This is a genomic window from Leptospira andrefontaineae (genome assembly GCF_004770105.1).
GTDB lineage: Bacteria > Spirochaetota > Leptospiria > Leptospirales > Leptospiraceae > Leptospira_B > Leptospira_B andrefontaineae.
This window is the reverse complement of sequence record NZ_RQEY01000001.1, coordinates 20,994-33,762: the sequence shown is the minus strand read 5'-3', so window position 1 is coordinate 33,762 and position 12,769 is coordinate 20,994. Positions and strand designations below refer to the sequence as shown.

Sequence of the window (12,769 nt, the reverse complement as noted above, 5' to 3'; positions counted from 1 at the left end):
ACAATGACTACATGGAGATTTAATGCGTCAAGAAAATAATAACATTCCTTCTGAAGTTAATATAGCCCTATAAATTCTATTTGAATTGTCCTTAGGATCCTGAAGCAGTCGCATTCTTGAAAATTGCCTCGGATTGGCCCGAATATCGAATATCGTCCTGCCTGGAAAGATGGGCAAATTGAAGTTGATCCTTATAGTAGCACCGATTTTCTGTTTCTTAATGCGCAATAGGAATAATGTCGATATTCGAGAAGCCTGTATCAGTGAATCATTGAAGATCATTGAGGAACATGGGGTTAAGGGGTTAAGTATCAGAGAGGTAGCCCGTCGACTAAAGATTTCTCATGGAGCTCCATATCGGCACTATGAAAACAGGGATGCGTTGATCGCTGAAATAGCAATTCGGGGTTATGAACTTCTCGCCGCATACCTTACCAAAAATGTTGATTACGAAAAAAAAACTCTCTTAGAAAATTTCATGAACATATTAGACAACTACATGAAGTTTAGTAATCAACATGCTCTCTATTATGATATTATCTTTCTTTCGGACCTTCCTTCCTCGCAAGATTTCCCAACTGTAAAAACATCCGGTTTGAAAACTTATTATATTATCGAAGACTTAGTTGTGAAGATGAAAGAACGAGGTGAATGGCAGGTTGACGACGTAAAAGAGGTTTGCCTCCAGCTATTTTCCTTGATGCAGGGTCTAGCAACTCTAGTTATTTCGAAAAAGATTTATAACGCTGGTTACACAAAGGGTGAAATCAAAAAATATTCGCAGAGTATATTCCTTCGATTTTATAATTCCATGAAGAAGTTATAGTATTACTCGAAATATTGTTTCTCTCTGAATAACTTCGATAGTCTTCATTATAATTCTTAATTAAGTTCTCTTTTTCTCTAATAAGTCTCCCTCCGAAATAGATTCGTTGCTTTTGTTTTTTTATTTGACAGACTATTCGTAAAATGTCTTGTGGACACTGACTACATAAGGTGAAGAGTGATCCATATGAAAAAGATATTTAGTAAAGTGGTCGGTGTGAAGCTTGGCGGGATTCCTCTGCCTATTCTTATTGTAATGATTTTATCGTCCGTAGTGCTATGGAGAGCGGGAGCCCTTGAGAGAGGGGGGATTCTTACTGCATGGCCCTTTTTGATTTCGATGGGGCTAGTGCTATATGCGATTGGTGAAAAATTGCCGATCTGGAATAAGTTTTTTGGCGGCGGGTATGTTCTCGCTTTTGTCTGCGGTGCATTGGCTGCTAGATTTGGTATCGTCAGCGCAAGTGACGTCAAAGCATTGTCGGCCACGGCGATCGAAAATAAGTTCCTACATTTTGCACTGATCTTACTCGTTGGTGGAAGTATTCTTTCTGTGAAACGAAGTGCGCTACTCAGATCTCTGGTGGGGTACGTTCCTCTTATTCTAATCGGGCTTATCGGAGCTGTAACCTTCGGGACAATCGGAGGACTTATCTTTAACGTTCCGTTTGCGAAAATTATTACTCATTATGTTCTTCCTATTATGGGCGGAGGAAATGGAGGAGGTGCGATCCCCATGTCCGAGATTTATGAAAACGTAACGGGAAATCCTCGCGGAGAATATTATGGTTTTGCGATCGCTATCTTAACTATAGCAAACACGGTTGCAATCATATCTGCTTCCCTATTAAACATTCTCGGCCAGAAATTCAAATCATTGTCCGGCGAAGGGAAACTTGTTTATGAAGATATAAGCACGAATGCTAAGATAGCGGAAGAAATAGAAAAAGTAGAACCTACAGCTCAGGACCATCTCAATGCTTTCTATCTAGTCTTCGCCGTATCAGGTGTGGCGGTAATTCTTTACGGTGTTTTTAGTGTAATCCATTTATTCGCGTATACAGTCATACTGTTTATTCTTCTTAACGTTCTAGATATCGTACCTGGGCCGTTAAAGATTGCGTTGAATAATGTAATGAAAGGTGGGCTGAAACTAATTCTTCCCATGGTACTTTTTGTTATAGGCCTTGGGACTGATGTGAATGAATTAATTCAGGCTCTAGCTCCTTCTAATGTGGTTATTATTGTTATGATCGTATTAGGAGTGATCCTATTTATTCTTTTTTCATCTAAAATATTCAAATTTTATCCAATAGAAGCTGCGATTACGGCCGGCTTATGTATGGCCAACCGTGGAGGTTCGGGAGATCTCGAGGTGTTGGGAGCATCGAAGCGTATGGAACTTTTCCCTTATGCACAAATCTCTTCACGAATTGGCGGGGGGTTGATCTTGGCTATCGCAGGATATCTTTTCAGCCTTCTTCTAAAATAGCAAGTTCTCGTTTTAAACAAATCAATATATCAATGAGAGGTGATCTATAATGTCAATAGTTGATTCAACATGCAAAATCCTTGTTCCGATTGGAGCTGTGGGAGGTGGGATCGCTGAGGAGGAATTTAAAATCGGTTTATCAAGGCGTCCGGATGCAATAGCGTGTGACGCAGGGTCGACCGATTCGGGACCGTCCTATCTTGGTACTGGTCAAACCAAATACGCCAGAGAGGCGGTGAAAGAAGACATGAGGATCATGATCGTTGGAGGAAACGAACTGTCGATCCCTGTCTTGATCGGGTCATGTGGAACTTGCGGTTCCGATATGGGCGTTGATCAGATGAAAGAAATTACTTTAGAAATTTGTAAAGAAGAACGTATCAAGGCAAAGATCGCTTGTATATATACCGAACAGGCTCATGCAACTATTAAAAAGAAGTTACATGAGAACAAAATCCGTCCTTTAGCTCCGCTTGGAGATCTTACGGAATCCTTAATTGATGAGTGCGATCATATTGTTGCCCTTGCCGGGGCGGAACCTTTTATTCAGGCTATTGATAAAGGCGCAACTATCATCCTTTGCGGTAGGGCTACAGATACAGCCATGATGTCCGCCCTTCCATTAAGATGGGGGCTTCCACCAGGGCCGACTTGGCATGCGGCAAAAACAGTCGAATGTGGAGCGCAATGCACTTCTATACCAGCGAAGGGTAGTGTCCTAATTACCGTAGATAAGGATGGGTTCACTGTTGAACCAACTCTTGAGGGAAGTAAATGTACACCTTATACGGTATCCGCACATATGCTTTATGAAAATGCAAACCCTTATAAATTGGTCGAACCTTCCGGAACTACTGATACGAGTACGGCAATATATAAACAACTGAACGAGGTTGCTGTCCGGGTCGAGGGGACTAGTTTTTATCCAGCCGAAAAATATACGATGAAGCTAGAAGGATCGGGAGCAGTGGGTTTTCAGACGATCACATTGGTTGGAATACGTGATCCGGAAGTATGTGCTCATTTGAATGAATGGTCTACTAATTTGAAAAATTATATTAACTCTCAAATTAAGAGGCTCAAGTATGATACGAATAAGTTTTCGTACGACATGAAATTGTACGGTTATAATGCAATACTTGGCGAAAAAATTCCTGACGATTCTGAAGCTCCTCGAGAAGTCATGGTTCTATTTACGGTAACGGGAGATACGCAGGAAATGGCTAGCAAAATTAGTAAACTTGTGCAACCTTACCTACTTCACTTCCCATACAACTTCAATGAACAATTGCCTAGTTTTGCTTTTCCTTTTTCTCCGTCAGCGATAGACAAAGGAGCAATTTATGAATTTAAGTTGAATCATGTCGTAGAGCTTGATGACCCTTTGGAATTGGTGAGAATTGAATATGTTCGTGCTGAATTTAGAGAGAGTGTAAGATGACTGCTATAAAAAATTTATCCAGATACGTTCGATCCAAAAATGCAGGTCCTTTTTGGATGACCATCGACATTTTTTGTGATTCAACAGAAGACTATTCTAGAATTAAAAAATCTAAGGACAGCTTACCGGAAAAAGTAGCTGCTCTTTATGAAGTAGATAAAGATTCGATGATGTTTTTCTTTGCGGATGATTTATTAACTGTTAAAATATCAATACCAAAGGAAAAACCTCAAGGCCATAAATACGAGAGTGACATGCACTCTGGGCAGCAGTTTGTCAGAATTTTGGAGTTGCAGATTGATTAATCATGCGCCTATTCTGCTGGAGAATTAAAATCGATTCAGTTTCATTTATCAGCAGGAACAGATGTATCGCAGCCGTATCTTCATTGCACCCGACAAATTTAAAGGAACTCTAAGTGCGAAGCAGGCTGCACATGCTATGGGCTTGGGAGTTCTTTCTGCCTTGGGAAATGCAGTTCAAATATTTGAACTTCCCTTGGCGGACGGTGGTGAAGGAAGTCTTACTACCCTCAGATCACTTCGGCCAAAACTGGAGCTTCAGGTAAATACACTTCCGGATGCTTGTGGGAGAAACCGCTCGGTTTGTTATCTTATGGAAGAGGGTCGTGCCTATTTCGAATCGGCTAGACTTCTATCATTAAACTTTAGAAACAATCGCAGGCTTCCTCTGATAGATCGTACGAGTAGAGGCCTCGGTCGTTGGGTTCGTCACATCCAAACTCAGCAGACGAAGGAATTGTTTATTTTCCTTGGAGGTACGGCAGTTTGCGACGGTGGACTCGGGATCCTACATGAATTCGGGTTTCGCCTTTTAGACACTAAGGACCGACCGATATATTCCTTGCGAGACTTGCCAAATGCTCGAAGGCTTATACCGCCGGATACAGTTACTCCAATAATGGCTGACATCAAAATGTTTTCGGATGTAGCCAATCCCTTATTAGGTCCGACGGGTGCACCCCAATTATTTGCTCCGCAGAAAGGTGCTTCATCAAGCGAAGTTGCTCTATTGGAAGATGGGCTTCAACAGCTCTCCCTTCTTTGGGCAGAGTTTGGTGGACATACTGATACAAATTGGCTGGATGGGGTTGGTGCCGGAGGTGGAATAGCGCTTCCATTTCTTGGAATGGGAGGAAAGCGAGTAACGCTAGATTCGGGTGCTCTTTTCTTTTTGGAAGAATCCGGACTGGCTCAAATGATTCGTCCTGGTGATTTGGTTTTAACGGGAGAAGGTCGGACCGACGCAGGAACTCTAACCGGTAAGCTAGTAGATGCTGTGGTTCGACTTTGTCGCCGAATTGGTGCGGATTGTTTGGTCGTCAGTGGTGCTGTGGCTGACCGAGATCGATTGGACGCGGCTGATTATCCCGAAATATTTGCGGTATCAAAGGATGGTAGTGTGCCGTCACGTAAAGTGGCAGTTTCAGAACTATCGCATACTGTAGCAAGGGCTCTCGGCTCGTCATAATAGCACGATAACTATAAATCGTATCGTTATATAATTCCAATGTTAGTGCTTATTGCTGACTTTATTAGTTGATCAGATCCTTCTTGCACAGATCTAAAAAAGAATTGCTTTAGGGAGATTGGACTATACATATGGATTGTGAATTTTAATATCCTCGCTAAGAAGCGAGAAAGGCAAAAATTTGTCGCCTTCTTAATTCCGGTTATTGCATTAAGTGCCTATCTTATCGTTGATAAAGTTTTTCTTATAAAACCCTTGAGAGATAAATTGGCGGCTTATCTCCCTTATACCGAAAACTTTTTACCACTGATCAATAACGATGACCTTGTTGAGTTGGATTATATCAATTCCAAAAATGTTTTTTTAGCGCTCGGAACCTCAAGGAGTATTGCTTTTAACGGTTTTCCGAACCCAGGCTATACACGAAAAGACCCGTTTTTAACCCCGCAAATAGCTCATAAGATGGAAAATTGGGAAGGAATAAGTATTGCGATGGCAGGGGCTAGCATGCGCTTAATTTATGCGCGCCTTTTGCAGACTCTTGAGAAAGGGTGGGAGCCCGATTTTGTTGTCGTCGAAATTTCGATGATGAGCTTTAATAAGAATGGAAAGTTTAAAGAATTTTTAAAACAGAATGTCATTCCATTGGACTTTGCGCTAAAACATTATAAGGAACTAGGGTTGACGGCGGTTTGGAACATTCTTTATCCCAGGATGTTTTTGTCGTATAAATACCAATTTTCTCCCAAAAATTTCTGGAGACTATTGCAAGGTGATGATCGCGACTGGGAATTAACGTTCTTCGGATTAGCGGGCGGAAATGGTTACGAATCAGTAAGCAAGAAAGATCGGAAAAACTTAGAATCAGGCAATTTTAAAGATTATAATATTTTAACTCTTGGGAAAAGTCCTGCTGTATATAAAGAGAAATTTGAAGATTTGTTATTTGTCATAAAACAGGAAGCAGGTAATACCTATATGGTTGATCCGGAAGAGTTGGAATATCTGGAAAAAACGATCGCGTTGCTAAAAGCTAAAAAAATTCCTACTGTTTACTTGCGGCCTCGTGTTCATCCAATTTTAAACAATTATGAGCGGATTGAATCCAATTGGGCGGAATTTGAAACTAAAGTTTTGGATACACTTCAAAGAAGCGACGTTCACTATGTGGATGCAAATGAGCTTCCTATGAAATGCGATTATTTTTCTGATGCCAGTCATTTGTCGCGACGTTGCTATACTGAGCTTTCGTCTTTTCTTCTACCTGTACGTTGAATCGCCATTGTATTAGGAAAATATGTTATTTAACAGCCTTGTTTTTTTGATTTTTTTCTCGTTTGTCTATTTGATCTACTGGTCCTTGGATCATAAGTGGAGACGAGGATTTCTAATTTTAGCTTCCATTGTTTTTTACGGCTATTGGAGCGTAGTTTTTCTCGCTCATTTCGTGTTGGTCGTGGTTTTGAACTACGCCTATTACTATTTTTTCGAACGTCGAGGTGACCGCAAAAGGCTCGTCTGGATTCTTATTTTGAATTTGGCGAATCTTTTTGTTTTCAAATATTATCCGTTCTTTAAGCGAGTGATGTCCGATATCGGCTTTGGAACGGATGTTATGTCTACTAGTGCTGAATGGATTCTTCCTTTAGCGATTAGCTTCTATACGTTCCAAATGATATCTTTCCAAGTTGATGTACATCGGGGAGATTTTGAATATAAAGTATCCTTCTCGGACTTTCTATTGTTTATTCTTTTCTTTCCCCAGTTGATTGCAGGTCCAATATTAAGAGCGAAAGATTTTTTAACCAGGATTCATGTTCCGAAAAGGCCTAACTTATTGTTTTCAACGACAGGTTGCTGGTGGCTTTTATTCGGTTTAATTAAGAAAGTACTGATTGCAGATCAGATTTCCGTTTGGATAGACACTGTATATTCGACTCCAGGGACATATAATGCGGAAGCTCATTGGGTATCTTTTTATGGCTTCGCAATTCAGATCTATTGCGACTTTTCAGGTTACACTGATATAGCTAGAGGTTGTGCTTTACTTCTCGGTTACAAACTTCCGCCTAATTTTTTAGCTCCTTATTTTTCAGGATCTTTTCGGGAATTTTGGCGTCGCTGGCATATATCGTTGTCAACTTGGTTACGCGACTACCTGTACATACCATTAGGTGGAAATCGATCAGGTAATCTAAGAACCAATATCAATCTTTTTCTAACTATGCTTTTGGGGGGTCTTTGGCATGGAGCAAATTACACGTTCATAATCTGGGGGGCGTGGCACGGCATACTTTTGGGTCTTGAAAGATTGCTCATAGGTCGTTTTTCCTTTTTCAATCGAATCCCCAAATTTGTTTCTGCATTATTTGTTTTCCATCTAGTTAGTATTGGTTGGATTTTTTTTCGAGCCGACTCGGTTGTGGATGCGTTTGGATTTATCTCCGGCTTATTCAATATCTCTGGAGCGAAATTGAGATTACCTTGGGGCACCAATTGGATATTCATTTCTTTCTTAATTGTTCATTGGTTGGAATATCGTTCAGTGAAACCGAAACGGGAAAGCTTAAAAAGAGTGCTTCGTTATGCGATTCCGGTTGTGACGATTTTTGTCGGATTTTGGATCGCGGGGTCTGTTTCCGGCGAAAGGTCCTTTATTTATTTCCAATTTTAATTCGAACTCCGATCTTATATCCTAAGACATGCGCGAGTAACGTATTATTGATATTTGTCAATAATCCTATTGATCTTGCCATGTGAATTATGAATGACAAAATCCGTCATTTATAAATGGATTTCAGGTTCAGAATGGCGGAAATGGGTCAGGAAATTTCTTATTCGAATCGCTATTGGATGAAAGTAATTGGAGCGTTCTTCTTTGCTTCTCTTCCGATCTTGACCATCCAGGTTTTCCATTCGTCCATATATTTCGAATCCAAGATCCCTCCGTATCTAGTCTTTCATAATATAGCAGAATCATTCAGTATTATCGTATCTATGTCTATTTTCGGGGTGGGCTGGTTTACTTACCCTCAAAGTAAAGATAGGCACACTTTATTTTTAGGGACCGCTTTTTTGGGCATCGCCTTAATAGATATGATGCATATGCTGGGATACTCCGGCATGCCGGATTTGTTTACTCCGAATTCTCCTAATAAATCCACCCAGTTTTGGATCATAGTCCGGTTATTTTCGGCAATTTCATTTTTAACAAGTGCGTTTGTTCCAAACGAGAACGGATTATTCAAACAAAAAGGGTTGATGCTGTTTGTACCGATCCTAGTTTCCACATTTACATTTATAGCAGTTACTTATTTTACGGAACTTCTTCCCGTTACTTTTTCTCCCGAGATCGGTTTAACATTTTTTAAAAGGGTTTCGGAGTTTGTTATTATTTTTGTATTGATACTTGCCCTGATCGCTTATTGGTTTAGGATACCTAAGTTCGGCTGGGAGAATACAAAATATTATATTTACGCATTCATATTTTGTATTTTGAGCGAGCTTGTCTTTGCAGTATATACAACTGTATTCGATATATATAATGTATTAGGCCATATTTATAAGATCATTTCTTTTTTCCTTATCTACAGAGGGGTTTTCATTTCTTCTATCAATCGACCATACTGGAAAATTTTAGAAACAAACGAGATATTGTCTAGGTCTTTGGGAGAAAAAGAGAATCTGATCCGGGAAATATATCATCGTTCCAATAATACTTTGCAGGTAATCGGTAGTCTGATCGTTCTACAATCGGAGGCATATCCGGAGAGTCCCGAAATTAGGACGATCGTGTATAGGCTTCAGGACCGTATACAGGCCATTTCTCTTGTGCATAGATTATTGTATTCCGGAAAGGATCTATCATCCGTACCGATAAAACAATATATCACCGAGTTATCGAATTACGCGTTACGGACTAATGATAATAGTTCCTGTCAACTGAGCATTCAGACAGAAATAGAGGACCGGAAACTTCTTTTTGATGTGGTGATCCCCATCGGTTTGATACTTTCCGAACTTTTGAATAATTCGATCAAATTCGCTTTTCCTAAAGCTTCTTCCGGAAATATTTCGATTCATTTTTATGAAGATCAGGGAGGAAGATTTCACTTAACATATTCGGACGACGGAGTTGGTATGGAGAAAGAATACAATTTTAAGAGTTGTAGTTCTTTAGGAATACAACTCGTGCAAGGGATCGCAGAAAGCCAATTGTCAGGAAATATCCGTTTTAAGACCGGTCCGAATTTTCAATGCGAGATCGATTTTCCGAATAATATATATAAAAAGCGGGTTTAGCCGGAAATGAAAAATTTAAACGTACTTCTTGTAGAGGAAGAGGTGATTACTGCCATGTTGATCCGACGGGAGTTGAGAAAGATCGGATATAATGTGATCGACCTCGCTACATCCGGAGAAGAAGCAGTTAGGATCGCGAAGGAAGATCGTCCGGATCTGATCTTAATGGATATCACTCTCGCAGGAGAAATGGATGGTATTGCCGCAGCTTCCGAGATCAAAGAGGATGTAGATATTCCTATCGTTTTTGTTACTGGATACCAGGATAAAGCCACCAAAGATAGGGCCGCAGTAACCAAACCTTTGGGTTATTTTGTAAAACCGTTACAGATAGATCAATTGAAGAGTCTGATCGACTCACATTTTTGATCTATCTTTTCCCTTAAATATTTTTCTCAACGCCAAAACTTAAGCTCAATACTGAAACAGATTTGCTGAATTGGAATTGAGTCAGTTGGATCTCTTTTGCGGAAAAGATAGAATGCGCCAAGGCCCAATCGGAAGACTCACTTCCCTTCATTGACTTTGGAAATGCATATTCTATCGCAAAATGAAGTGTAGGACCGCTCGTAGTATAATATCCCAAACCTCCTGCAAGATGATGTTCATTCGTGGTCCCAAGCATTGGATTTAATCCTTGGGGAGTCATTGGTGTTTTGGCATAACTATATCCCGCTCTGAACCTGAATCCGTATTTCCACTCATATTCCGCGCCTAAAGCGAAACAATATTGATCTCTCCATCTGAAATTCATCTGCATTACATTTGATTCGGAACCGATTGGAGTAGTTACTAACGGCCGCTCCAAGATAAAACGATTTGTACGAAAACTTTGGGACCAAGGAATGAACTTAATATCAAAATCGAAAATCCAAGAATGAATACGATAAGAGATCCCGAAAATATGTCGGTCTGGCCAGACCATATATCTTGAAACGCGAGATCCATTTTTGACAATCGGATCCTCTCCTTCTACTTTCATTTGTCCGTCCATATGTAAAACGTTTCGAAGTGTATAAGAGTAAGCTAATCTTATGTTCGAGGAGAGTTCATAAGAAAATCCTAATTTACCTCCGTATGAGTAAGCAGGATCGCTATTATATGCGAGGCTGCCAGGCAGTTCGACTGTCCTACTCAGATCTAAATTTGTCTTCTTCATTTCCATGAACGCATAGGCAAGATCAAGCCCTAAGCCTACTGATAGATTTCCGAATCTATATCCGGCGCCTATAGTCAACTTGGTAAGCATAAATTTGAATTTAAGATCTTCTTGTGATTTTCTTTCCGTTCCGAAAGGAACGTTTACGCCAAATGTATCATTTAAACTTTGTTTGCCGGGAGAGATCCGAGTGATATTTGAAAAAGAACCTCCTCCTCCACCTTGTGTGTACAATGCGAATCCAATCCCGAGCCGATCTGTGACAGGATGAATATAACCCATATAAGGAAAAACTGCTCTTGGAGTTTCCACGATCTTATTCTGGTAAGAAAGGTTAGGGTCCTGGTCTATAAAAGAATCTGAATATTCTATTTTTGCAAAATGAACGGAAGTGCCGAATTCCCATTTAGGAGTAGTGAGCCTGGCCAAATGAGATGGATTGGATTCCAAGTCCATAACGGAACCTCCGATAGCTTGGAAGGCGCCCCCCATTCCGGCTTGTCTTGCTCCGACTGAGGTTGGCATGATCCCTTGGAATCCATACACGCTAGAGCCAAAGGATAGGAAAAGAAGAAGGATAAGTAAAAAGGGGATACGCCCTCTTTTCGATCGGGAGAATCCTTTATATAGTGTGATAATAATTCCGAGTTTCATTCTCAAATTGTATGAAAGATCATACGAATTGCATTGATCCAAGTCAATTTTTCAGAATCTGGTGAGATAAACCATCGGTTCAGGATAGGCAGGATAACGGATACAAAACCTGGATGCAGTTTCCGTTTTCCTTCTATCCTCTGGAAAACAGATGAATTCTATCCGGAAGTCCCGGATCTCCATCTCAGGAGGTTGGATCCCATCTATAAAATCCATCCACTCCCAAGTTGGAACATTGATAAAAAGAAGTCCCCCCTCAGGGAATTCATAACGAGGCTCTTTCTTATATTCTTTCGAATTCCATTCTAGATGGATATACACTCGAGGATGATGTTCTTCGAAGTCCATTATCAATTCATAATTGATCCGCTCGAGTGCAGGTTTGAGAGAGGGGAAAGAGATCGTTTTCATAGTTTTCGTTTTAAGAATTTTGCAGCCTTTCTTCCGATTTCTTTTCCTAACTCGACTGTTTGTTCCAGTTTCGATTGTTTAGTTGTGATTAGTCCAACAGGAAGTTTTGTTTCCGGTGCAATTGTATAAATACGAACACCTTTTGGAGGATTGGATGCGATCTCTCTTGCAGTATTATAATTCGTATGATGGGAAAATTTCATGATCTTGGATAGTTTTCGATCCAGAGGAAAGGATAAAAATCTACTGATAGATGTGAGTGGCGGAGAAGAATGTTGTATTGGAGAATTTAATACTACCGTTATATCCTTATATCCTGCCTCGATCAAATCTTGTAGTGGCAAAGGGTTCAAGATCGCCGCATCGGATAGATATTCTCCTTCTACCTTATATTTTCCTTTGGTTGCTATCGGAAGTGATGTTGCTGCTTTCAATAGATCGAATAAATTTTCTTTTGTGGCTTTTCTATATTCTATAGATCTGGATCGAAGATTGCTGACTGCGATCCTTAGTTCAGGTAATCCTTTCTTTCCTAAATTTTCGGTCAAGATCCGATACTTTTTTCGGAATAGATAATCTATTAAATATTTTTGATCTAAGAACGGTTTGCCGAAAAGAGGATGAAAGACCGAGATCAATTTTTTGCCTGCGAGTTCGTATTTCCAAATGGAAAGTGTATGATCTCCTGAAACTGGTTCGGGATCAGGAGTGGTTGCGTAATAAGCAGCGCAACATGCTCCAGACGAAACAGCCAGGACCAAATCGAAGTTTTTGGCAGGTAGAATACAATTCAAAGAATGTAAAACTCCTCCCGCAAATGCTCCTTTCATTCCTCCTCCTTCTACCAATAATGCTCGCTTTCCTTTTTTTGCTTTTGGAAGTTCCATAATTTCTCCTTTAATGAAAACTTAGAATTTTGTTCTTCATTTCCATTTACAAAAGATATGAGATCATCTCTTCCGAAAAGGTTGCAAATTCAAGATGACTCCGAGGT

Annotated in this window: 12 protein-coding genes; 9 read left to right on the top strand and 3 right to left on the bottom strand. The window is 40.2% G+C overall.

From position 1 onward, the window contains the following. Positions 1-271: 271 nt before the first annotated feature. The 9 genes from EHO65_RS00165 (at position 272) to EHO65_RS00125 (ending at position 9,920) form a co-directional block, all read left to right on the top strand. The gene (locus EHO65_RS00165) at positions 272-826 is read left to right on the top strand and encodes a TetR/AcrR family transcriptional regulator (RefSeq protein WP_167481991.1); all 555 of its coding nucleotides are present in this window, start codon (positions 272-274) and stop codon (positions 824-826) included. A gap of 186 nt (positions 827-1,012) precedes the next feature. Next, the gene (locus tag EHO65_RS00160) at positions 1,013-2,317 is read left to right on the top strand and encodes a 2-hydroxycarboxylate transporter family protein (protein WP_135772226.1); all 1,305 of its coding nucleotides are present in this window, start codon (positions 1,013-1,015) and stop codon (positions 2,315-2,317) included. A gap of 49 nt (positions 2,318-2,366) precedes the next feature. Beyond that, entirely contained in the window at positions 2,367-3,758 is a 1,392-nt protein-coding gene (locus EHO65_RS00155) for an acyclic terpene utilization AtuA family protein (RefSeq protein WP_135772224.1), read from the top strand. Continuing rightward, positions 3,755-4,063 carry a DUF4387 family protein gene (locus EHO65_RS00150; RefSeq protein WP_135772222.1) on the top strand — a complete coding sequence of 103 codons (309 nt, stop codon included), beginning with the start codon at positions 3,755-3,757 and terminating at the stop codon, positions 4,061-4,063. The genes EHO65_RS00155 and EHO65_RS00150 overlap by 4 nt, the downstream gene beginning before the upstream one ends. A 61-nt stretch (positions 4,064-4,124) precedes the next feature. Continuing rightward, positions 4,125-5,249 (top strand): glycerate kinase, encoded by a 1,125-nt coding sequence (locus EHO65_RS00145; protein WP_135772220.1) that lies wholly within the window; start codon positions 4,125-4,127, stop codon positions 5,247-5,249. Between the two features lie 138 nt (positions 5,250-5,387). Further along, a complete protein-coding gene (locus EHO65_RS00140; protein ID WP_167481990.1) occupies positions 5,388-6,524 on the top strand; it encodes a DUF1574 family protein in 1,137 nt (378 codons plus the stop codon). 22 nt (positions 6,525-6,546) lie between these two features. Continuing rightward, the gene (locus EHO65_RS00135) at positions 6,547-7,923 is read left to right on the top strand and encodes an MBOAT family O-acyltransferase (RefSeq protein WP_135772216.1); all 1,377 of its coding nucleotides are present in this window, start codon (positions 6,547-6,549) and stop codon (positions 7,921-7,923) included. Between the two features lie 116 nt (positions 7,924-8,039). After that, the gene (locus tag EHO65_RS00130; RefSeq protein WP_244243384.1) at positions 8,040-9,551 is read left to right on the top strand and encodes an MASE3 domain-containing protein; all 1,512 of its coding nucleotides are present in this window, start codon (positions 8,040-8,042) and stop codon (positions 9,549-9,551) included. 6 nt (positions 9,552-9,557) lie between these two features. Beyond that, complete coding sequence (locus EHO65_RS00125) at positions 9,558-9,920, top strand: response regulator (protein WP_135772214.1); 363 nt, start codon at positions 9,558-9,560, stop codon at positions 9,918-9,920. Between the two features lie 13 nt (positions 9,921-9,933). On the opposite strand, the gene EHO65_RS00120 is transcribed toward EHO65_RS00125, so the two are convergent. From EHO65_RS00120 to EHO65_RS00110, 3 genes are read right to left on the bottom strand one after another with little or no spacing between them, the layout of a single operon-like run. Then, positions 9,934-11,364 (bottom strand): OmpP1/FadL family transporter, encoded by a 1,431-nt coding sequence (locus tag EHO65_RS00120; RefSeq protein ID WP_135772212.1) that lies wholly within the window; start codon positions 11,362-11,364, stop codon positions 9,934-9,936. A gap of 51 nt (positions 11,365-11,415) precedes the next feature. After that, positions 11,416-11,775: a hypothetical protein gene (locus EHO65_RS00115; RefSeq protein ID WP_135772210.1), complete on the bottom strand. Its 360-nt coding sequence runs from the start codon at positions 11,773-11,775 to the stop codon at positions 11,416-11,418. Further along, complete coding sequence (locus EHO65_RS00110; RefSeq protein WP_135772209.1) at positions 11,772-12,662, bottom strand: patatin-like phospholipase family protein; 891 nt, start codon at positions 12,660-12,662, stop codon at positions 11,772-11,774. The genes EHO65_RS00115 and EHO65_RS00110 overlap by 4 nt, the downstream gene beginning before the upstream one ends. Positions 12,663-12,769 lie beyond the last annotated feature (107 nt).

Coding starts and splice junctions, on each gene's coding strand:
- EHO65_RS00160 (WP_135772226.1), top strand. CDS start 1,013: ATGAAAAAGATATTTAGTAAAGTGGTCGGTGTGAAGCTTGGCGGGATT.
- EHO65_RS00155 (WP_135772224.1), top strand. CDS start 2,367: ATGTCAATAGTTGATTCAACATGCAAAATCCTTGTTCCGATTGGAGCT.
- EHO65_RS00150 (WP_135772222.1), top strand. CDS start 3,755: ATGACTGCTATAAAAAATTTATCCAGATACGTTCGATCCAAAAATGCA.
- EHO65_RS00145 (WP_135772220.1), top strand. CDS start 4,125: ATGTATCGCAGCCGTATCTTCATTGCACCCGACAAATTTAAAGGAACT.
- EHO65_RS00135 (WP_135772216.1), top strand. CDS start 6,547: ATGTTATTTAACAGCCTTGTTTTTTTGATTTTTTTCTCGTTTGTCTAT.
- EHO65_RS00130 (WP_244243384.1), top strand. CDS start 8,040: ATGGATTTCAGGTTCAGAATGGCGGAAATGGGTCAGGAAATTTCTTAT.
- EHO65_RS00125 (WP_135772214.1), top strand. CDS start 9,558: ATGAAAAATTTAAACGTACTTCTTGTAGAGGAAGAGGTGATTACTGCC.
- EHO65_RS00120 (WP_135772212.1), bottom strand. CDS start 11,364: ATGAAACTCGGAATTATTATCACACTATATAAAGGATTCTCCCGATCG.
- EHO65_RS00115 (WP_135772210.1), bottom strand. CDS start 11,775: ATGAAAACGATCTCTTTCCCCTCTCTCAAACCTGCACTCGAGCGGATC.
- EHO65_RS00110 (WP_135772209.1), bottom strand. CDS start 12,662: ATGGAACTTCCAAAAGCAAAAAAAGGAAAGCGAGCATTATTGGTAGAA.